Origin of the sequence: Marinobacter sp. (genome assembly GCF_034669625.1) — a bacterium.
In the GTDB taxonomy this organism is placed as follows: domain Bacteria; phylum Pseudomonadota; class Gammaproteobacteria; order Pseudomonadales; family Oleiphilaceae; genus Marinobacter.
On the sequence record NZ_JAXMOY010000026.1, the window covers coordinates 1 to 19,511 of the forward strand.

At 53.6% G+C, this 19,511-nt stretch carries 17 protein-coding genes and 1 tRNA gene; 10 read left to right on the forward strand and 8 right to left on the reverse strand.

Annotated elements, in window-relative coordinates; all coding sequences use genetic code 11:
* Positions 1 to 7: 7 nt before the first annotated feature.
* From nqrF to sthA, 4 genes are all read left to right on the forward strand, one after another.
* Positions 8 to 1,222, forward strand: a complete 1,215-nt coding sequence (nqrF, locus tag VOI14_RS15045; RefSeq protein ID WP_323752878.1) for an NADH:ubiquinone reductase (Na(+)-transporting) subunit F — start codon at positions 8 to 10, stop codon at positions 1,220 to 1,222.
* A 9-nt stretch (positions 1,223 to 1,231) separates the two neighbouring features.
* The gene (locus VOI14_RS15050) at positions 1,232 to 2,281 is read left to right on the forward strand and encodes an FAD:protein FMN transferase (RefSeq protein ID WP_323752862.1); all 1,050 of its coding nucleotides are present in this window, start codon (positions 1,232 to 1,234) and stop codon (positions 2,279 to 2,281) included.
* 11 nt (positions 2,282 to 2,292) lie between these two features.
* Positions 2,293 to 2,535, forward strand: coding sequence for a (Na+)-NQR maturation NqrM (gene nqrM, locus VOI14_RS15055; protein WP_323752863.1), 243 nt, complete (start codon positions 2,293 to 2,295; stop codon positions 2,533 to 2,535).
* Between the two features lie 69 nt (positions 2,536 to 2,604).
* The gene (gene sthA, locus VOI14_RS15060; protein WP_323752864.1) at positions 2,605 to 3,996 is read left to right on the forward strand and encodes a Si-specific NAD(P)(+) transhydrogenase; all 1,392 of its coding nucleotides are present in this window, start codon (positions 2,605 to 2,607) and stop codon (positions 3,994 to 3,996) included.
* A 25-nt stretch (positions 3,997 to 4,021) separates the two neighbouring features.
* Here the strand turns inward: sthA and VOI14_RS15065 are convergent, their stop codons facing one another.
* The 4 genes from VOI14_RS15065 to dusA all read right to left on the reverse strand — a co-directional run bounded on the left by VOI14_RS15065 (position 4,022) and on the right by dusA (position 8,083).
* Positions 4,022 to 4,795, reverse strand: coding sequence for a glycerophosphodiester phosphodiesterase (locus VOI14_RS15065; RefSeq protein ID WP_323752865.1), 774 nt, complete (start codon positions 4,793 to 4,795; stop codon positions 4,022 to 4,024).
* Complete coding sequence (locus VOI14_RS15070; protein ID WP_323752866.1) at positions 4,792 to 5,919, reverse strand: 3-deoxy-7-phosphoheptulonate synthase; 1,128 nt, start codon at positions 5,917 to 5,919, stop codon at positions 4,792 to 4,794. Before VOI14_RS15070 ends, VOI14_RS15065 begins: the two co-directional genes overlap by 4 nt.
* Positions 5,920 to 5,974: 55 nt before the next feature.
* Positions 5,975 to 6,940 (reverse strand): transaldolase, encoded by a 966-nt coding sequence (tal, locus tag VOI14_RS15075; RefSeq protein WP_323752867.1) that lies wholly within the window; start codon positions 6,938 to 6,940, stop codon positions 5,975 to 5,977.
* 120 nt (positions 6,941 to 7,060) lie between these two features.
* Entirely contained in the window at positions 7,061 to 8,083 is a 1,023-nt protein-coding gene (dusA, locus tag VOI14_RS15080; protein ID WP_323752868.1) for a tRNA dihydrouridine(20/20a) synthase DusA, read from the reverse strand.
* Between the two features lie 331 nt (positions 8,084 to 8,414).
* On the opposite strand from dusA, the gene VOI14_RS15085 reads away from it, so the two are divergent.
* Positions 8,415 to 10,613 carry an EAL domain-containing protein gene (locus VOI14_RS15085; protein ID WP_323752869.1) on the forward strand — a complete coding sequence of 733 codons (2,199 nt, stop codon included), beginning with the start codon at positions 8,415 to 8,417 and terminating at the stop codon, positions 10,611 to 10,613.
* A gap of 59 nt (positions 10,614 to 10,672) precedes the next feature.
* Complete coding sequence (locus tag VOI14_RS15090; protein ID WP_323752870.1) at positions 10,673 to 11,587, forward strand: ROK family protein; 915 nt, start codon at positions 10,673 to 10,675, stop codon at positions 11,585 to 11,587.
* Between the two features lie 283 nt (positions 11,588 to 11,870).
* Here VOI14_RS15090 and VOI14_RS15095 read toward each other — a convergent pair whose 3' ends face one another.
* Together VOI14_RS15095 and VOI14_RS15100 are read right to left on the reverse strand one after the other, a co-directional pair.
* A complete protein-coding gene (locus tag VOI14_RS15095) occupies positions 11,871 to 12,668 on the reverse strand; it encodes a hypothetical protein (protein ID WP_323752871.1) in 798 nt (265 codons plus the stop codon).
* Between the two features lie 116 nt (positions 12,669 to 12,784).
* Entirely contained in the window at positions 12,785 to 13,969 is a 1,185-nt protein-coding gene (locus VOI14_RS15100; protein ID WP_323752872.1) for an aminotransferase class I/II-fold pyridoxal phosphate-dependent enzyme, read from the reverse strand.
* Between the two features lie 109 nt (positions 13,970 to 14,078).
* Here VOI14_RS15100 and selD point away from each other — a divergent pair, with 109 nt between their 5' ends.
* Complete coding sequence (selD, locus tag VOI14_RS15105; protein WP_323752873.1) at positions 14,079 to 15,116, forward strand: selenide, water dikinase SelD; 1,038 nt, start codon at positions 14,079 to 14,081, stop codon at positions 15,114 to 15,116.
* A 55-nt stretch (positions 15,117 to 15,171) separates the two neighbouring features.
* On the opposite strand, the gene rnk is transcribed toward selD, so the two are convergent.
* Positions 15,172 to 15,558, reverse strand: coding sequence for a nucleoside diphosphate kinase regulator (gene rnk / locus VOI14_RS15110; RefSeq protein ID WP_323752874.1), 387 nt, complete (start codon positions 15,556 to 15,558; stop codon positions 15,172 to 15,174).
* Positions 15,559 to 15,818: 260 nt separating this feature from the next.
* On the opposite strand from rnk, the gene VOI14_RS15115 reads away from it, so the two are divergent.
* The gene (locus VOI14_RS15115) at positions 15,819 to 16,733 is read left to right on the forward strand and encodes an AEC family transporter (RefSeq protein ID WP_323752875.1); all 915 of its coding nucleotides are present in this window, start codon (positions 15,819 to 15,821) and stop codon (positions 16,731 to 16,733) included.
* Here the strand turns inward: VOI14_RS15115 and VOI14_RS15120 are convergent.
* The gene (locus tag VOI14_RS15120) at positions 16,722 to 17,699 is read right to left on the reverse strand and encodes a zinc ABC transporter substrate-binding protein (RefSeq protein ID WP_323752876.1); all 978 of its coding nucleotides are present in this window, start codon (positions 17,697 to 17,699) and stop codon (positions 16,722 to 16,724) included. The genes VOI14_RS15115 and VOI14_RS15120 overlap by 12 nt on opposite strands.
* Before the next feature lie 139 nt (positions 17,700 to 17,838).
* Here VOI14_RS15120 and gltX point away from each other — a divergent pair, with 139 nt between their 5' ends.
* Together gltX and VOI14_RS15130 are read left to right on the forward strand one after the other, a co-directional pair.
* On the forward strand, positions 17,839 to 19,320 hold the full coding sequence (gene gltX / locus VOI14_RS15125) for a glutamate--tRNA ligase (protein ID WP_323752877.1): 1,482 nt from the start codon (positions 17,839 to 17,841) through the stop codon (positions 19,318 to 19,320).
* Positions 19,321 to 19,436: 116 nt separating this feature from the next.
* Positions 19,437 to 19,509, forward strand: a tRNA-Ala gene (locus tag VOI14_RS15130).
* The last annotated feature ends 2 nt before the right edge of the window (positions 19,510 to 19,511 follow it).

A 19,511-nucleotide genomic window follows, 5' to 3' on the forward strand; every position in this document is an offset into this window, starting at 1 on the left:
TACAGAAATAATACTCGGCGTGGTCATGTTCACCGTTATCGTTCTGGCGCTTGTTGCGGTCATCCTCGCGGCAAGATCCAAACTGGTAAGCACCGGTGATGTGACCATCGAAATCAATGACGATCCGGAACATACCGTGAAAACGGAAGCCGGTGGCAAACTCCTGGGTACACTGGCAGGCAGTGGCATCTTTTTGTCTTCAGCTTGCGGTGGCGGCGGTACCTGCGCCCAGTGTAAGTGTAAGGTTCTGGACGGCGGCGGCGCGATGCTGCCGACTGAAAAGACTCACTTTACCAACCGTGAAGAGAAAGAAGGCTGGCGCCTGTCTTGTCAGGTTCCTGTTAAGCAGGACATGAAGATTGAAGTGCCAGAAGAATTCTTTGGCGTTAAGAAGTGGGAATGCGAAGTCATTTCAAACCACAACGTGGCCACTTTCATCAAAGAACTGGTGTTGAAGCTTCCAGAAGGCGAGGAAGTCGACTTCCGTGCCGGTGGTTATGTTCAGTTGGAGTGTGATCCTTACGAGATCGATTTCAAGGATTTCGATATCGAAGAAGAGTTCCACGAAGACTGGGATAAGCACGATATTTGGCGCTACAAGGCGATCAACAAAGAAGAAACCATCCGGGCTTATTCCATGGCGAATTACCCGGAAGAAAGAGGTCTTCTCAAGTTCAACATCCGTATCGCTACGCCGCCTCCGGGCAGCGACCATCTGCCAGGCATCATGTCGAGCTATGTGTTCAATCTGAAGCCAGGCGATAAGGTGACCGTTATGGGGCCGTTCGGTGAGTTCTTCGCGAAGAAGACTGACGCCGAAATGGTATTCGTTGGCGGTGGTGCGGGTATGGCGCCTATGCGTTCCCACATTTTTGACCAGCTGAAGCGTTTGAACTCGAAGCGCAAAATCAGCTTCTGGTACGGCGCACGAAGTGTTCGCGAGATGTTCTACGTTGAAGACTTCGACGGTCTGGCCGAAGAAAACGAAAACTTCGAGTGGCACGTTGCGTTGTCTGATGCACTGCCAACCGATAATTGGGAAGGCCCAACCGGCTTCATCCATAATGTGTTGTACGAAAACTATCTGAAGGACCATCCGGCCCCTGAGGATTGTGAGTTCTACATGTGTGGACCCCCAATCATGAACGCGTCTGTCATCAAGATGCTGAAAGATCTTGGTGTAGAAGACGAAAACATCATGCTGGATGACTTTGGAGGTTAATTAGCTCAAATGACATCCCGCATGTTTGGACCCGTCAGGGTGGTTGTGGTCAGCGTCTTTATGGCGCTGGCTATGGCCGCCCTGGCGGGTTGCTCGTTTCAGGAAGAAGAAAAAGTCTGGGAGATCTCAGGTGGGATCTTTGGGACTTCCTATCACATCAACGTCGTATTGCCGGAAGACAGCGCCAGGCTCAAAATGTTGGCACAGGGCATTCAAGCGGAGTTGGAACGGGTAGATAACGCAATGTCTACCTGGAAGCCGGACTCCGAGCTGTCCAAGTTAAACCGCAAGCAGAGTCAGGCGGACTGGACGACGTTGTCGGCGCCGCTCTTCGAAGTGATTCACCGTGCTCAGGAAATTTCCGCTCAAACCGACGGGGCTTTTGATGCCACCATCGGGCCGGTGGTTAACCTCTGGGGGTTTGGGCCTGATGCACGGCCTGAGCGTAGTCCCTCCGACGAGGAACTGTTGAAGGCGCTGAACGTAACCGGGTGGGAGTTCCTGGAGTTCGACTCAGAGGCGTTGGCGATTCGCAGCAAGCAACCCCAGTACATCGATTTGTCCGGTATTGCCAAAGGTTATGGCGTGGATGTGGTTGCCCGTTACCTCGACACTCAAGGTGTTCAGGCTTACCTTGTGGAGATAGGCGGTGAAGTGCGCACCCGTGGCCGAAAGCCGGATGATGACGTTTGGCGCTTGGCTGTAGAGACCCCTTCGGACCAGGCTCGGCAGGTCAATGTCGTGGTCGCGCTCGATCGTAAATCTATGGCTACGTCCGGTGACTATCGTAACTACTACGAATCGGAAGGGCAGCGATATTCGCATACAATTGATCCAGATACCGGAAGGCCGATCGATCATCGGTTAGCATCTGTGACTGTAATATCAGATGACTGCATGACGGCAGATGCATTGGCAACGGCATATAATGTTATGGGATTTGAGCGGGCAATGAGTCTGGCTACCCGAGAAAATATTCCAGCGTATTTTATTGTAAGGGGTGAGGCTGGATTTGACGTGCACAGCACGCCGGCGTTTTCATCTTACGTTGTCCAGTAAAGGGGGCAGGTATGAGTACCTTTTTGTTAGTTTTGGCGATTGTGGTTTTGTTGATGATTGGCATGTCCGTTGGCGTGATTTTCGGGCGTAAGCCGATCAGTGGAACCTGCGGTGGCATTGGTGCGCTTGGCATCAGTTCTTCTTGTGACATTTGTGGTGGTAGCACCCAGAAGTGTGAAGACAGCCGCTCCGACTCAGCAGAACCGATGAGCGCGGAAGATTTGGCCTACGACGCCAGTAAAATTGATAAGTAACGGCAAGTGATCACACACTCAATAACTAAAGCTACGCTCACGAGACGTAGATAAGGAGATACTGCGCGCATGGCAGAACATCATTACGACGTTGTTGTTATTGGCGCCGGCCCCTCCGGTGAAGGGGCGGCAATGAACGCGGCGAAGCACAATAAGCGCGTTGCGATCATTGAGGACAAGGCCGCGGTAGGGGGTAACTGTACTCATTGGGGTACCATCCCTTCGAAAGCACTGCGTCATTCTGTTAAGCAGATTATCACCTTCAACACTAACCAGATGTTCCGTGACATTGGTGAGCCGCGCTGGTTCTCCTTCCCGCGGGTACTGCAAAATGCCCAGAAGGTAATCGGGAAACAGGTCAAGTTGCGCACGCAGTTTTACTCTCGTAATCGGGTTGACCTGCTGAACGGGCGTGCTGTGTTTCTGGATAAAAACCGGCTGGAAATTCGGGGCCATAAATCGGTAGAGACTATTCACTTCAAGCAGGCTATTGTGGCGACCGGTTCGCGCCCCTATCTGCCGCCCGATGTGGATTTCCGTCACCACCGCATTTATAACTCCGACTCCATTCTGAACCTGTCCCATACCCCGCGTACGTTGATCATATACGGCGCTGGCGTGATCGGTTCTGAATACGCGTGTATCTTTGCTGGGTTGGGTGTGAAGGTTGACCTGATCAACCCGGGCAGTCGTTTGCTGTCGTTCCTGGATGACGAGATTTCAGACGCTCTCAGCTATCACCTGCGGAACAACGGTGTTCTGGTTCGTCACAATGAACAGTATGAAGCCGTCAAAGGTGATGACCACGGTGTGGTGCTAACACTGCAGTCTGGCAAGAAGATTCGGGCTGATGCGTTCCTGTGGTGTAACGGCCGCAGTGGCAACACGGATAATCTGGGGCTCGACAAAGTGGGTCTTGAGCCGAATAGCCGAGGTCAGTTGGCGGTTGATGACCACTATCGTACCGAAGTAGAACATATCTACGCGGTGGGTGATGTGATCGGTTGGCCGAGCTTGGCTAGTGCGGCATACGATCAAGGGCGTTCAGCGTCTTCTGATGTGGTGCAGGATGAGTACTTCCGTTTTGTGGATGATGTGCCAACCGGCATTTACACCATCCCGGAAATCAGTTCAGTTGGTAAAACCGAGCGGGAACTGACCGAAGCCAAAGTACCGTACGATGTGGGGCAGGCGTTTTTCAAAGACCTGGCTCGCGCTCAGATTACCGGTGAAGCTGTGGGCATGCTCAAGCTGCTGTTCCACAGGGAAACACGGGAAATACTGGGCATTCACTGCTTTGGTGACCAAGCGGCCGAAATCGTACACATCGGCCAGGCCATCATGAATCAGGAAGGGGAGGCGAACTCCCTGAACTACTTTATCAACACCACCTTTAACTACCCAACCATGGCGGAAGCTTACCGGGTAGCTGCTCTGAATGGCCTGAACCGAATCTTCTGATTCAGACCATTCACCGAGCAGTCAGCTATAAATCTGACTGCTCGGTCTCTTTCACTGGCAGGCTTAACAACGATTTAGCGCGATTGTCGAAGTACATTCGGGTGCTGGTCGGGTAGTCTGTAATGATGCTATCAACCCCGATCTCTTCCAGTGCCAACATGTCGTGGATGCGGTTTACCGTCCAGGCCGAGACGTGCATGTTGCGTTTGTGAGCGGCATCGACCATACCTTTGCTGAGAATCCTCCAGTTTACGCAAAAGTACTCGCAGCCCAGTGTTGTTGCGATGTTCAGCGGCTTGGGAAACTTGCGCTCCGCGACTAACCCCAGACGAATATTCTTATCGCGACGGCGGATTTCGCGCAGAAACCAAGGGTCTGTCGAAGTGATGGCTGCAGTTTGGTACAGGTTTCGGCGTTGAATGATTTCGGTCAGTCGGTTGCACAGGATGTTAAGCCGATACCGATTGTCTTTCTTGACTTCAAGCTGCAAGTGTTCCAAGTCATCAAACTTATCCAGTAAGGTTTCCAGCGCCGGGATGCCCGTTGGTAGCGGCCATGAGCTGGTGTTGCGCCTTGCGTCCATCTGTTCCAGTTGATCCGCCGTGTACTTGCTGATATTGCCTTTCTGGTCTGTGGTTCGGTCGACAGTCAGATCGTGGACTAGAACCGGTGTCCCATCTTTTGATAGGGCCAGGTCGAGTTCAAAATGTCGAACACCTTGTCGGTAAGCATGAAGAAAACCGGGAAGGGTATTTTCAGGGGCCTCACCTTTTGCCCCGCGGTGACCATAAATGATCATTCTGTAGCGTTGTCCTTTAACCGTTTGTAGATGGCCTGGCGCTTTTTCCAGGTGTCGTGGCATAACTGGATGTCTTCCAGATAGGCCGGTAATTCGTTCATTAGAAGGGCCTGAGGGCCGTCAACCAAGGCTTTTTCGGGTTTGGGGTGGAAGTCTACCAGTACCATGTTGGCCCCGGCGATAACGCCCTGAGCGGTGGCGTGCATCACGTCGAGAATGCCCTCCGGAGACTGCTGCCGGGTACCCACAGAGTGGGATGGGTCAACGCACACCGGCATGCGGGTCAGGCGTTTTACCGCCGGTACGTGGGCAAAATCGACCATGTTCCGGTGCGGCTGGCCGGCTTCGGTTTTCATCCCGCGCAGACAGAAAATCACGTTGGCGTTGCCTTCGCTGGCTAGATATTCGGCCGCATTCAACGACTCGTTCAGCGTGATCCCGAAGCCTCGCTTTAGCAATACCGGATATGTGCTTTGGCGGCCAATGGCCTTCAATAATTCAAAGTTCTGGGTGTTGCGGGTTCCCACTTGCAGCATGACGCCGGTAGGGCGGCCCAGTTTTTCCAGACAGGTATCAATTTCTTCAATGTGGCTTTCGTGGGTGATCTCCATTGCAACCACTTTGATGCCATGCTTGCCGGCCTTCTCGAACACCCAAGGCAAACAGCCTTGGCCGTGTCCCTGAAACGAGTAAGGGTTGGTTCTAGGCTTGTAGGCACCCATGCGAGTGCACACCTGACCGTTCTCTTGCAGCGCCTTCATCATGATTTCAACGTGCTCGGGCACATCCACGGCACACAAACCGGCGAAGACGTTCAGATTGCTTTGGCTAAAGTCGACGCCATTGTAGTTGAATCCGCTTTGCCGGTTGTCGTCTTGGTGGCGCCCCAGAATGCGGTAGTCTTCGGAAATTCGGATGGCCCGTTCAACGGCAGGTAAAGCTTCAATCTCGTCTTTATCCAGAGGCTTGGTGTCGCCGAGCAGATAAATTTCGGTCAACCGCTGGCTTGCACCTTGAACCTCGTGGACCCGCAGACTGACGCCCGGAAGATTTTCCAGGTAGTGCATGGTTTGTCGATAGGCTTCGCTGTCCAGAGCGGTATTCGGGTGAAGAATGGCTAACATGATGAAGTCCTCGCATTAACGGGCGATCACTGCCTCTGCATAGCCATGCTGCGATTTACGCAGCGTTGGCCTGCTGGCGCACCTGGTTTTCCAGTTCAATTTGGTCGGCTGAGAATCGGCGAATACCATCGGCCAGTTTCTCGGTGGCCATGGCATCTTCGTTGGATTCCCAGCGGAACAGTTTTTCATCAATCGGGCCGATCACGTCGTTGCTGGTGGCGGATTCGGCATCCAGCATGCGTGTTAGCGGTCCGTTGTCGTCTTGAAGTTGCTGTAGCAGGGCCGGGCTGATGGTCAGTCGGTCGCAACCGGCCAACATTTCGATCTCTCCGGTATTTCGGAAGCTGGCCCCCATTACCACGGTATTGAAATCGTGGGTTTTGTAGTAATTGTAGATCCGCGAAACGGATTGTACGCCGGGATCTTCCGCAGACGGGTAGCTGTCTCGGCCGGAGTTGGCCAGATGCCAATCCAGAATTCGACCCACAAATGGCGAAATGAGATGGGCGCCGGCTTGAGCGCAGGCAACCGCCTGAACAAACGAGAACAGCAGCGTCAGGTTGCAGCGAATGCCCTCTTTTTCAAGTTGCTCGGCGGCCAGGATGCCTTCCCAGGTTGCGGCGATCTTGATCAGAACCCGACTGGTATCGATCCCTTGCTGATCGTAAAGCTCAATGATCCGGTGGGCGCGTCTAAGCGTTGCGGCGGTATCAAAGGATAAGCGAGCATCTACTTCGGTGGATACCACGCCCGGTATAAGGTCTAGAATTTCTTTGCCGGCCAGCACGGCGAGCATATCGGTTGCCAGTGTTAACTGCTCGGCAGAGGATCCACCCTGACGATTGGCCATAACAATGGCTTTGTCCAGCATCGGGCGATAGGTTTCTGAGGCTGCTGCTTTAAGCAGCAGAGAAGGGTTGGTGGTTGCGTCTTGCGGCCGCCATTGGGCAATGGCCTCCAGGTCACCGGTGTCTGCAACTATCGTTGTCATGGTTTTCAGTTGGTCTAACTTGTTTGTCATTCGTGCTGTCGTCCCGGTCGATAATTGTTATTGAGGTGTTCGGCTCCGGAACACCTTTTGTAACGTCTACAATAACGGCAGCTTACAACAGGAACAAGACAACTAAAGGCTCGTGGGCTGTCAGTTTTCCAACATTACTTCTGGCTCTCGTACTTTCGCCAGCGCTTGTTCCACCACCTCCAGCCCGGACCCAGGCTTGTTGGCGTTCTCGCTTAGGTGACGCCGGAATTGCCTGCCGCCGGGCATGCCGAGAAACAGCCCCATGATGTGGCGGGTAATGTGGGTAAGATAAACACCACGATCCAGTTCTTTCTGAATGAACGGGAACATCGCACGAAGGGCATCGTGGCGGTTGGCAACCGGCGCAGCCTCGCCGAAGAATTCCGGGTCTACTTCGGTTAGCCGCCACGGATTGTGATACGCCTCCCGGCCGAGCATGACGCCATCGGTATGACGAAGGTGGTCGTGGCATTCTTCGATGGTTTTAATGCCGCCGTTAATGATGATTTCCAGATCAGGGTACGTCTGCTTCAAACGGTACACCCAGTCGTACTTTAGCGGCGGGATGTCGCGATTTTCTTTCGGACTAAGTCCTTCGAGAATAGCTATTCGCGCGTGTGCGATGAACGTGTTGCATCCTGCAGCTGACACTTTCTCGATAAATTCGCACAGCTCCTCCCAAGATTCCCGCCCATTAATGCCAATCCGATGCTTAACGGTCACGGGCAGGTTGGTCGCGGCTTTCATCGCGGCCACACCTTCGGCCACTTTATCTGGGTGCCCCATCAGGCAGGCGCCGATCATGTTGTTTTGCACCCGGTCGCTGGGGCAGCCCACATTAAGATTCACTTCACTGAAACCAAATTCTTCAGCAAGCTTTGCGCATTGCGCCAGTTCATCGGGATTGCTGCCACCCAGTTGCAGGGCCAGCGGATATTCTGCCGGATCGTGGCGAAGAAAGCGTTGTGTATCTCCATGAATCAAAGCGCCGGTGGTCACCATTTCCGTATAGAGCAACGCGCGGCGACTGAGAATGCGCGCCAAATAGCGGAAGTGGGGCGTGGTCCAATCCATCATGGGTGCAATGGAGAAGCGCCGTGAAGGCTCGGGTCCGGTGGTTTGAGGAGATGTGTCGTTGATCATTAAAAGCTCAGGTTTGTCCGTTTGAGGCGCCAATTCTATCAGGAAAATAGGCCGATTGATTGAGGGGATGTCCCTAGCGGCGACGTTCGAGAAGAGGACGCTTTTGACGGTTTGACAATGTGATCGGTGACTAGGCGTCTCACTGGTTAAACAACTAGAATTGATCTATAGCGATATATGAAGATGGCCTAAGCAGAGCCTTATGTTTTAAACGAGCGGGCTATCATGTACTTAGACTTTTCGCGATCTTGGGCGGGCCGCCGTTTAGCTGGTAATCTCTTAGCTTCAACGGTAATCTCCAAGTAATGATGCTTCTCTTTAAGGCATAAGAATGGATCGCATCCTTGCCGAATTGGCGGATCAACAAAAAATTCAAGACATGATCGCCAGCCATGCGCCTTTCATGGATATCTTGGCGGAAGTGACCAAAATGGTTGCGCGGAAAATGCCAGACGCCACCGTGACTTTTATGCTGTATGACCCTGCCGATGACACGCTGAGCCTAGTGGCGGGGGAGGGGCTTTCTGAGACCTACCGAACGGCCATGCAGCGAGTAAAAATTGGTCCTGAAGTGGCGACATGCGGAAAAGCGGCGTTCACACGGAAAGCTGTTATCACCCGAGATATTACAGCTGCACCCAACTGGACAGCCTATCGGGATAGTGCGTTGAAAGAGAACCTGATGTCTTGCTGGTCTGTCCCCGTGATGGTGGCTGGCAGTGAGCTTTTAGGCACCTTCGCTACTTATCACCCAACACCCGGTCAACCCAGTGAAGATCAACTGGTGTTGATCATGCGGGCTGCCGGATTGGTTGCTTTTGCGCTAACGCGACAACAGGACCAGCGGGCTCTTCGCATTCAGTCTCAGCGTTATCAGTCCTTATTTACTTATCACCCGGATGCCGTCTTCGAGCTCGACTTGAATGGCTGTTTTGTGGCGGCTAATCATGGCTCTGAAAATATTGCCGGCTTTGCAGAAAAAAACATCCTCGGGCTTCATTTTCAACAGTTTATAAAAGCTGAACATCATAATGTGGCACAGCAAGCGTTCGAGGAAGCCCGCAAAGGAACCCCTCAAAATTACGAAGTCGTCGCCTATAGCATCAATGGCGAAGAATACCTAGTTGCAGTCACCAACCTGCCGATCATCGTCGATAATGAGGTGGTGGGTGTTTACGGTATTGCCAAAGACATAACCCGCCAAAGAGAAAGCGAACTCAAACTGCACGTCCAACGTACCCACGATCTTCTTACCGGGCTGGCCAATCGCGCCGGTTTTGAGGCTCGGCTTGCCGAAGATCTTCCCTTGGCTAAGGGGCGTGTGGCTGTTTTGTTGATTAACCTAGATGGTTTTTCCTCGATCAACGATGGCCTGGGCCACACCGTGGGTGATCATCTGTTGCAGGCAGTGGCAAACCGGTTGGTTGACGGGCTGGAGCCTGGTGATTTTCTTGCTCGATTTGCCGGAGATGAATATGGCGTTTTATTGACTGATCGAGCGAGGGTTGAGAACGCACTTCCATTGGTGGAGCGCTTGCTAAGCTTGCTGGCTCGACCGTTTGTCATCGATGAACATGTGCTTCATGTGAGTGCCAGCATCGGCGTGGCAATGGGGCAGGTGTCATCGCGAGACGCGAGTGCGCTTATTCAGAACGCCCATATGGCGGTTCGCGAAGCCAAAGCCCAGGGCCGCAATACCTGGGAGTGGTACGCCGGTGATGTGGATTCAACTGTACGCGAGCATATCGAACTCAGGCGGGAGCTGCTGGAGGCGGTAGAGCATGACCAGTTGGTGCTTTACTACCAACCGTTGGTGGATGCACACACCGGCAAAATGAAAGCTTTGGAAGCGCTTGTACGTTGGCAGCATCCTGAGCGGGGCATGGTGCCGCCAGGCGACTTCATACCTTTGGCAGAGCGCACAGGCCAGATCATTGATCTGGACCGCTGGGTGTTATGGCGGGCGTGCCAGGATCTGCAGAGCATCAATGCGGACCGCGAAGTACCGCTAACGGTAGCGGTTAATATCTCCCCCGTGCATTTTCGGCGAAACGGATTTTTTGACGAAGTAAAACAAGCCCTTGAAGAAAGTGGCCTGAATCCCGAGCATTTGGAACTGGAAGTGACCGAAGGGCTAATGATGGCGGGCTCAGAAAAAGCCATTGAGCTGCTCCAGAATGTGCGGAATCTGGGCGTTAAAGTGGCCATAGATGACTTCGGAACAGGGTTTTCAAGCCTGAGTTATTTGCGCCAGCTGCCGATCAATAAGGTGAAAATAGACCGAAGTTTTATTCAAGACATCGCTAGCGGCCGAGAGAATGCAGCGATCGTGGAGGGCATTATCACTATGGCCCATCACCTTGGTTTGGAAGTGGTCGCAGAAGGCATTGAAACCCCGGAGCAGCGTAACGATCTTGCGCAGCGCCGTTGTGACATACTACAAGGCTTCTATTTCTCCAGACCCGTGCCCTTGGCGGAGCTGCTAGAATTGCCTCAGCAGTTACCTGCGGTAGAAGGGTCATGCACGTAAGGCTGTGAGGCCCTACAGATTGCTCCTTTATCGGGACGGTGTTTGATAAGGAGCGCTGCATGCAAAGTGATTGGCTGGTCGGAATCGACTTAGGTGGAACCAAAACCGAAGTCATTTTGATAGACAGGCAAAGCAATGAACACTTCAGAAAGCGCGTCTCCACTCCGGTGGGAGATTATCGTGCCACCTTGGAAGTTATTCACTCACTGGTGCTGACGGCTGAATCGAAGGCTGGCGAGAGCGGTTTGCCAGTGGGCGTTGGCATACCCGGAAGCATTTCCGGGATCACCGGCAAAGTAAAGAACGGCAACTCCATCTGGCTCAACGGCCAACTGATGAAAGACGATTTGAGCACTCTGTTGGAACGGCCGGTCACCGTCACCAATGATGCCAACTGTCTGGCACTTTCCGAGGCGACAGACGGGGCCGGCAAAAACCACAACGTGGTATTCGCCGCCATACTGGGCACCGGATGCGGTGCCGGTATCAGCGTCAATGGCCGAATACTTCCCGGCCCTAACGGCGTGGCGGGCGAGTGGGGTCACAATCCTTTAGCCTGGATGCCACAAGTTGAATTGGATCAGCGTCCCTGCTTCTGCGGCCGCCGTGGCTGCAATGAAACCTTCCTCTCTGGCACCGGGTTATCACTGACCCATAAACGCTTGCATGGCCAGAGCCTGCCCGCCAAAACCATCACTGAAAAAGCCAGCCATGGCGACAAATCAGCAGCGGAAACCCTGAACCAATACCTTGACCACCTAGCTCGAGGCTTAGCGGCCGTGATTAACGTGCTAGACCCAGACATTATTGTGTTGGGTGGCGGCATGAGTAATGCCGTGCAAATCTACCAAGAATTGCCGGAAAGGCTGCCTCTATACGTATTTGGTGGGGAATGCGATACGCCGATAGTTCGAGCTGTGCATGGGGATTCTAGTGGGGTGCGTGGGGCGGCTTGGTTGGGGCGGGAAGAGTAGTTTTGCTTTATAGGTGAGTGCTGTTGTCAGGGCTTGTGCGGCTTTGAACTGATCCTCAAAGGCGACTTGGAATCCGTTGGTTTGAAGGCTAATGCCAGTTCGATGATGACCAGTTTCGAAGCCGCATCTTCGGGTTATTTCGTAAAGACGTGCAACGTACTGGTTTGTGTTAACAGGTGGTGAAAAGTTTTTGATCATGCACCTTGTTGATCAGGCTAAACATAGGGAGGCACAACGGTACGAGTCGGATGGTTTCAGTCTTGTTAAAATTTATGGTGCCGCATTAGTGACTGCGAGTCATTTTGCTTTGGAATTGCCCCTGTAGCATCGGTTGAATATTTTCTTTGTTCCATTTCCTCTGCTGTTGGCGAAAGCGGCTAAGGATTGCGCTGCGTATCCCTTCTTTTTCGATAGCCCCTAGTATGTCAGGTAACGCCTTGGCCAGCGCTTCATGGCGTTCGTTCAGATAGTGATAGAGTCTAAAGGTGGCGACAGGGCTGGGTAGTATTTCGAGTTCTTCCCAGCTTTTTAGCGCGAGTGGGCCGAAGCCTTCAATGTCTGAGACCAAGGCGATGTCTACGCGACCAGATTCCAGCAGTGTGCGTGCTTGCTCGTAGCTGTTGGTCTGGATCGGATCTATGCCCATAGCCTTAGCTGTTTGTTCGGCGATGATGACTCCAAGCCGGACGGCGGCAGTTTTGGGTCTGGCTGATGGGTGGCTGAATAAGTGGCCACTACCGGGGCGGACCACTGCACGTAACTCACCGTGCAGGAGTGGGTAGTCGACGCGTATAAGATTTGGGTAGTTGAGGACGACTTGGCCGATGCGGAACAAATCGCCGTCCAGCAGCCCTTTGTTAGCCATCATTAGGGCGCGGCGAGAGGGCGTGTTCAGCGTTTTCATGTTCACGCCTAAGCGCTGATAGGCTTGCTGAAGAAGGTTTGCGGTGGCAGCTGTGATCGGGACATCAATGCTGGAGGCAATCTTTATTTCTTCAGGGTGTTCATGGGCATTGCAGGCTGGTGCAAAACACAGCGCTATCAGCATCCATGGCATAAAGTACTTTCGTCCGTGCATCATGGTTCCCCTCGGTTCCTGTGAAGGGTCTTCTTATCTGGTTTGCGTGGGTGAGCAATCCGGCTTTCTATAATTTAGTGCGACTCCCGGCTTATTAAAAGGAAGCCGCACGAGTTTTTTTAGGCGAGAGCTTGTGTTAAGTCAGCGATGAGGTCTGAGGCATCTTCCAGCCCTACCGATAGGCGCAGCATGCCATCGCCAATACCTCGTTTCAGGCGCTCCTCACGGCTGATGCCGTGATGGCTGGTGGCGCTCGGCTGGCTCACGAGGCTTTCAACACCGCCGAGGCTGGTCGCCAGCAGAAAGACTTTGAGGCTATCGGCAACCCGTGCAGCAGCTTCCTGGCCGCCTTCCACTTCAATGCTGAGCATGCCGCCGAAACCAGTCATTTGGTTGAGGGCCAAGTCGTGGCCTTCAAACGACGGCAGGCCGGGGTAGTGCACTTTGGTCACTTTCGGATGGGCTTCCATGGCCTGAGCTACGGCCATCGCATTTTCATTGTGCTGACGGATTCGGACCGGCAGGGTGCGAAGGCTTCTTGAGAGCAGTGCGGCTGTTTCCGGGGCAATGAGCTGGCCCAGGTTTTTACGCCAGGCGGCTACAGGCTGGGCGAGTTTGGCTGAGCTCATCAGGGCGCCTGCGGTGATGTCGCTATGGCCTCCCAGGTATTTGGTGGCACTGTGAAGCACCAAGTCGGCTCCCAGTTCCAGCGGCTTTTGATTGACGGGGCTGGCGAAGGTATTGTCTACCGCAACCAGTGCGCCGTGCTTGTGGGCGGTTGCCGCGATGGCGCAAATATCCAGAATGGCCATGTTGGGGTTGGCCGGCGTTTCAAAGTACACCAGTTTGCCGGGTTGGTTCAGATGTTCTGGCAGCTGGTCCTGTTCGTCACGAAACAGGAAGGTCACGGGAATGCCTAATGCCTGACATTGCTCGATCAGAAAGGCTTGAGTGCCGCCGTAAAGGTCGCCCACGCACACAATGCCGCTGCGGCCGTGGGTAAGGAGAGTCGCAGAAATGGCGGCCATGCCGGAAGCAAAGGCGAGCGCCGATTCAGCTTGTTCCAAGCCCGCCAGCCCTTGTTCCAACTCCTGAATAGTCGGGTTGGTACCCCAGCGAGTGTAGAGATAGCCTTCGCTTCGGCCTTCGATCATGTCCAGAAGGGCTGAGGTGTTTTCGAACTGGAAAGTGGTGGTGTTGTAGATGGGCGAGTAGGGGCTGCCGAACGAGTCTTTATGGCGCCGGTTGTGAATGATACGAGTGGCGAGGCCTTGATCGTCGGCTTTGGTGGCTGGATTACTCATTGACGTTCCTGTGTGGTGGCTGCAGAGTGGGCTGAGCTGTAAACTTAATGGTACTGGGTATACTACCAAAAACTTGAGCACACTCCGTAACGCATAGAAGGAAGAAACCTTGTCTATCAAATTAACCGAGTTCAGCCATGGTGCTGGCTGTGGCTGCAAGATTGCTCCAGACGTTCTTGATCGCATTCTGCACACAGATATGCCGGATTTCCACGACCCGAAATTGTTGGTAGGGAACGATAGCCGGGACGATGCAGCGGTAGCAGATATCGGCAACGGTGTGGGTGTCATCAGTACGACAGATTTCTTTATGCCGGTGGTCGACGACCCGTTCGATTTCGGCCGGATTGCAGCGGCGAATGCGATCAGTGATGTCTATGCCATGGGCGGTAAGCCGGTTATGGCCATTGCGATTTTAGGTTGGCCGGTGAATGAGCTGGCGCCAGAGGTTGCTGCCAAGGTTATTGATGGCGGTCGGGCGGTGTGTGCTGAGGCTGGCATTGCCTTGGCGGGGGGCCACAGTATTGATTCTCCGGAACCTATTTTTGGTTTGGCGGTTACCGGTACGGTGAGCGTGGACCGTATTATCCGTAACGATACGGCAAAGGCGGGCGATCTTTTGTATCTAACCAAGCCGCTGGGCGTGGGTATTCTGACCAGTGCGTCCAAGAAGGGGAAGGTTGCGAAGGAAGACTTGGCGGTTGCGGTTGAGAATATGTCGACTTTGAACAAAGTCGGTGAGGTCTTTGCCCAAATCGATGGCGTAAACGCGATGACGGATGTCACCGGCTTTGGCTTGGCGGGTCACCTGCTGGAAATTTGCCGAGGCAGTGGGGTGAAAGCGACGGTCAGTCGTAAAGCTATTCCCACTCTGCCTAACCTGCAGCCATACATCGATGCGGACTGCATTCCCGGCGGTACTCACCGTAATGCCGCAGCCTTTGGTGATGCCATCTCGGGCATGACCGACGCAGACAAGTTGTTGTTCTGTGATCCGCAAACCAGTGGTGGTTTGATGGTGAGTGTTGCACCGAGCAGTCGTGAAGCGTTTGAGGCCGCTGCTCGTGAGCAGGGATTGGAGCTACAACCGATGGGGCGTCTGGAAGCTGCGGGTTCCGAGGAGAGCCTCGTGTTCCTCGAAGACTAAGGCTGGTATCAAAAAGGCCGCGTCGGATTATAGACCAGACGCGGCCTTTTTTTGTTTAGGCGTTGCGGGTAACGCTGACCACTTTCAGGTGGATTGGCTTTCGGCCTGCCATCGGCCATTCGATGCTGTCACCAATGCTCAGGCCGAGCATGGCCGCGCCAGCAGGTGCCAGGATGGATACCTTGTGGTCGCTGTCGCCCACTTCGTGGGGGTAAACCAGCATCATTTCGTGTTCTTTGTTGGCGTCTTCGTCCACAAAGCGGATAATTGAGTTCATGGTCACGACGCCGTCTGGCACGTCGCTCAGAGGCATCAAGTCTGCGCGGCTGAGCTCTTCTTCCAAGCCATCAATCACGACGGACTTTCCAGCCATGCGCTCAATCAGAGTGCTCAAGCGATTGTAATCTTCTTCTGCAACTACGATTGAAGGTAATTCAGCCATCGGAATCTCCTGAGAATTCTTAAGCAAATAAAAGTGTGGTTTGAGCGCTGAATCCGGATGGGAGTTAGTGTGGATTCAGCGAAATCAGAGGCGTATAACAGCCCTGCCGGTGTTCTCGAAAGAAGACCGCAGTGCGATGATTGGAGTATGAATACCGTAAATTGGGGTGTTCACGTTGTTCACATTACGCCGTTTTGGAATGCAATATCCTGAATCTAACCCTCGGGGAACAAAATGGCAACGGTTATAAGGTTTATGGCATGCAGGTAGTTATTCAAGCGCTGGTTCCGGTGTTTGTTTTGATCATGTTGGGGCATGTGCTCAGTCGGATTAACTTCCCCGGTGGCGATTTTTGGCCGCAGGCTGAGCGCTTTACTTACTACATTCTTTTTCCCGCCATGTTGGTGTTCAAGTTGGGGCAGGCTCGGCTTCCGGTGTCGGCCTACGCAGACACAGCGTTGCTGATTGTTGCGATGCTGGCTGCAATGACCTTGGCTTTGGTGGTAGCTCAGTTGTTTTGGCGCTGGAGTGGGCCGGTGTTTTCGTCGGTCTATCAAGGGGCGATTCGGTTTAACTCCTATGTGGGCTTAGCCGCTGGCGGCATGCTACTGGGCGACGATGGTTTGTCGTTAACGGCCATCGCCGTTGCCATCATGGTCCCCCTGTTGAATTTGTTGTGCATTCTGATGTTTTCTTTGGTGGCCGGCCAAGACAAGGTCAGTATTAAACAGGTGCTGCGAGCCATTGTGACGAACCCGCTGATTGTCGGCTCGGTGCTAGGGGTTTTCTGGAGCTATTTTGAGATCGGGTTTCATCCGCTGTTGGCAGGCACGCTTGAGCCCTTAAGTAATCTGGCTTTGCCGATGGGCTTGATGACGGTGGGCGCTGGTCTGCAGTTGAGTGCGTTGCGTGGTGCCTCGGCACCGTTTTTGGTGTCTTCTGCGCTGAAGCTGTTGGTATTTCCGGTGATGGCTGTGGGGGTGGCCTGGATGCTCGGGTTGAGTGGGTTGCTGGTGCAAGTCGCGGTGTTGCTGGCGACTCTGCCAACCGCCACGTCGGCATATATTCTGGCGCGCCAGCTGGGCGGTGATGCACCGCTGATGGCAGGTATTATCAGCGGGCAGACACTTCTGGCGATGGTGTCTATCCCGCTGATGCTTAGCCTACTTTGGTAAGCACTCGAGCACAGCGTCTGCTATGGATTGCTGGAACTCGATGTAGCCGTTAGCGGTAGACTCTATGTCGATTGCCAGTGGGTCCCAGGTGCTGATCGTAACGTTGATCCCGTCGGTGATTGACCGCCACCATTGGCGGTTAAACTGAGGTTCAGTAAGCAGACAGGGGTGATTGGCCTTGCGCAGTTTGTTTTGTACCTCCGCGAGGTGCCGGGCCCCTGGGGACAATTCGGGGTTGAGGGCCAGTACGCCGGCTAGTTCGAGTTCATAGTGTTCGGTGAATCGTTCCAGCGCACTGTGGTATGCGAACAGGCTGATGCCCTCGAGTTGCCTCAGGCTTTCTTTAATACTTTGTTCTGCCGTGTGCAGGTTTTGCTCAAAGTGTGCCAGATTGGCATCCAGCTCAGAAATGTTAACGCCTTCGAGTGTGCTCAGCTTGGCATGAATGACTTTTGCCATTTCCAGAGCCTTGTGCGGGTCTACCCAGATGTGTGGGTCTTCGCCGGTGCCGTGGTCATGGTGGTGGTCGCCGTGCTCGTCATGATCGCTGTGATCGTCATGATCGCCGTGGTTGCCATGATCATCATGGTCATCGTGGTCGTCATGATCGTCGTGCTCGTCATGGTGTGCATCGGTATCGTTGGTGGTGGGCTCTGTGAAGGCTAGCACTTTGCCTTCGAATTCATGGCCGCCAAGCAGGCGACTGAGAAAGGTCTCCATTTCTGGTCCCACCCAGAAGATCGCATCGGCTTGATCCAATGCGCGACGCTGTGATGGCTTCATGTTGTAGTTGTGGGGGCTGGAGCCGGGAGGCACGATAGTCGATACATTCATGCTATCGCCTGCTACCGCTTTGACCACAAGTTCGAGCGGTTTAATGGACACAACTACGTTTGTGGCTGACACGGGCATGGCGGCAGCTAAAGCGGCCACGCCCAAGGCCAGAGAGGTCTTTCTGAAATTCATGGTGGGATCCTGAAGTTTGCTTGGTACGTTATAATATAACACCCGATGAAGTGCTGGCAAAACCCGATCATGCGAAACTGGGTGAGGCTCGTTATAATGCCCAACTTATTTATCGGCCACTTATATTCAGGATGGTTTCATGACAGTACGTACTCGAATTGCTCCGTCGCCCACGGGTGACCCTCACGTTGGTACCGCCTACGTGGCCTTGTTTAATTTGTGCTTCGCGCGCCAGCATGGTGGCCAGTTTATTTTGCGGATTGAGGACACCGATCAGGTTCGCAGTACGGCCGAGTCCGAACAGGATATTCTCAAGGCCTTGCGTTGGTTAGGCCTGAACTGGGATGAGGGTCCCGATGTGGGCGGCCCGCATGGCCCTTATCGCCAGTCGGAGCGTAAACACATGTACGCGCAGTATGCCGAAGATCTGGTTACGGCTGGCCATGCTTTTTATTGCTTCCGCACTCCGGAAGAGCTGGATGCGATTCGAGAAGAGCGCAAGGCTAACGGCCAGAACCCGGGTATCAAGGGTAATCTTGAGCTGTCACAGGAAGAAGTGAAGCGCCGTTTGGATGCCGGTGAGTCCTACGTTATCCGGATGAAGGTGCCAGACGAAGGTGTGTGCGAAATTCAGGATATGCTCCGTGGCACCATCGAGATTGATTGGGCCCAGGTGGACTGCCAGATTCTGTTGAAGTCGGACGGCATGCCAACGTATCACCTGGCCAACGTGGTGGATGACCACTTGATGGAAATCACCCATGTGCTGCGCGGTGAAGAGTGGATTAATTCAGCGCCCAAGCATAAGTTGCTGTACGAGTACTTCGGCTGGGATATGCCTGAGCTGTGCCACTTGCCTCTGTTGCGTAATCCAGACAAGAGCAAGCTTTCCAAGCGGAAGAACCCCACCAGCATCAATTTTTATGAGCGGATGGGCTTTATGCCGGAAGCAGTGACCAACTATCTGGGTCGCATGGGCTGGTCTATGCCGGATGAGCGCGAGAAGTTTTCACTGGACGAGATGATTGAAAACTTCGATATCCAGCGTGTGTCACTAGGTGGCCCGGTCTTTGATGTGGAGAAGTTGCGCTGGCTGAACGGCCAATGGGTTCGTGACGATCTGAGTGATGAGCAGTTTATGGCTCGCCTGCGTGACTGGTGGTTCAACGAAGATGCGCTGAAGGCTCTGATTCCGCACATTAAGGGCAGGGCTGAAGTGTTTTCAGATGTGGCTCCGATGGCGCAATTCATGTTCAGCGGCATGTTGGACCTGAAGCCGGAAAACTTCGAACATAAGAAGTTGGAGGAGGCACAGGTTAAGCGTGTGCTGCAGTTTACTCTGTGGCGGCTGGAAGCTCAGCGCCATTGGGGTAAGGACACTATCTTCGCGGATATCAAAGCGCTGGCGAAGGCGATGGATCTGAAGATGGGGGATTTCATGTTCTCGATCTTCGTCGCGATTGCCGGAACGCCGAATTCTTGGTCAGTAATGGATTCGATGGCGCTGTTGGGCCCAGACATGACTCGCGCTCGTTTGCGCAGTGCGTTGGATGTTTTGGGTGGTTTTTCCAAGAAAGAAACCAAGAAAGTAGAGAAAGAATACGCCGCTTTGGACGTTTGATGAGCGGTTTGTTTGTTAATTGAACGATGACGACAAGGATGTCGAAAAAACTTCAAAAAAAGCAGTGTTGGGTGTTGACGGCCTAGGGGCGGATCCTTAATATACGCATCCGTTGAGGGGCCATAGCTCAGCTGGGAGAGCGCAACACTGGCAGTGTTGAGGTCGGCGGTTCGATCCCGCCTGGCTCCACC

Excerpts from the sequence above, each read along its gene's own strand:
- VOI14_RS15085 (WP_323752869.1), top strand. The coding sequence starts at position 8,415 with ATGGATCGCATCCTTGCCGAATTGGCGGATCAACAAAAAATTCAAGAC.
- VOI14_RS15100 (WP_323752872.1), bottom strand. The coding sequence starts at position 13,969 with ATGAGTAATCCAGCCACCAAAGCCGACGATCAAGGCCTCGCCACTCGT.
- VOI14_RS15065 (WP_323752865.1), bottom strand. The coding sequence starts at position 4,795 with ATGATCATTTATGGTCACCGCGGGGCAAAAGGTGAGGCCCCTGAAAAT.
- VOI14_RS15095 (WP_323752871.1), bottom strand. The coding sequence starts at position 12,668 with ATGATGCACGGACGAAAGTACTTTATGCCATGGATGCTGATAGCGCTG.
- dusA (WP_323752868.1), bottom strand. The coding sequence starts at position 8,083 with ATGATCAACGACACATCTCCTCAAACCACCGGACCCGAGCCTTCACGG.
- VOI14_RS15070 (WP_323752866.1), bottom strand. The coding sequence starts at position 5,919 with ATGTTAGCCATTCTTCACCCGAATACCGCTCTGGACAGCGAAGCCTAT.
- VOI14_RS15115 (WP_323752875.1), top strand. The coding sequence starts at position 15,819 with ATGCAGGTAGTTATTCAAGCGCTGGTTCCGGTGTTTGTTTTGATCATG.
- VOI14_RS15050 (WP_323752862.1), top strand. The coding sequence starts at position 1,232 with ATGACATCCCGCATGTTTGGACCCGTCAGGGTGGTTGTGGTCAGCGTC.
- sthA (WP_323752864.1), top strand. The coding sequence starts at position 2,605 with ATGGCAGAACATCATTACGACGTTGTTGTTATTGGCGCCGGCCCCTCC.
- rnk (WP_323752874.1), bottom strand. The coding sequence starts at position 15,558 with ATGGCTGAATTACCTTCAATCGTAGTTGCAGAAGAAGATTACAATCGC.
- VOI14_RS15120 (WP_323752876.1), bottom strand. The coding sequence starts at position 17,699 with ATGAATTTCAGAAAGACCTCTCTGGCCTTGGGCGTGGCCGCTTTAGCT.
- nqrM (WP_323752863.1), top strand. The coding sequence starts at position 2,293 with ATGAGTACCTTTTTGTTAGTTTTGGCGATTGTGGTTTTGTTGATGATT.
- tal (WP_323752867.1), bottom strand. The coding sequence starts at position 6,940 with ATGACAAACAAGTTAGACCAACTGAAAACCATGACAACGATAGTTGCA.
- VOI14_RS15090 (WP_323752870.1), top strand. The coding sequence starts at position 10,673 with ATGCAAAGTGATTGGCTGGTCGGAATCGACTTAGGTGGAACCAAAACC.
- gltX (WP_323752877.1), top strand. The coding sequence starts at position 17,839 with ATGACAGTACGTACTCGAATTGCTCCGTCGCCCACGGGTGACCCTCAC.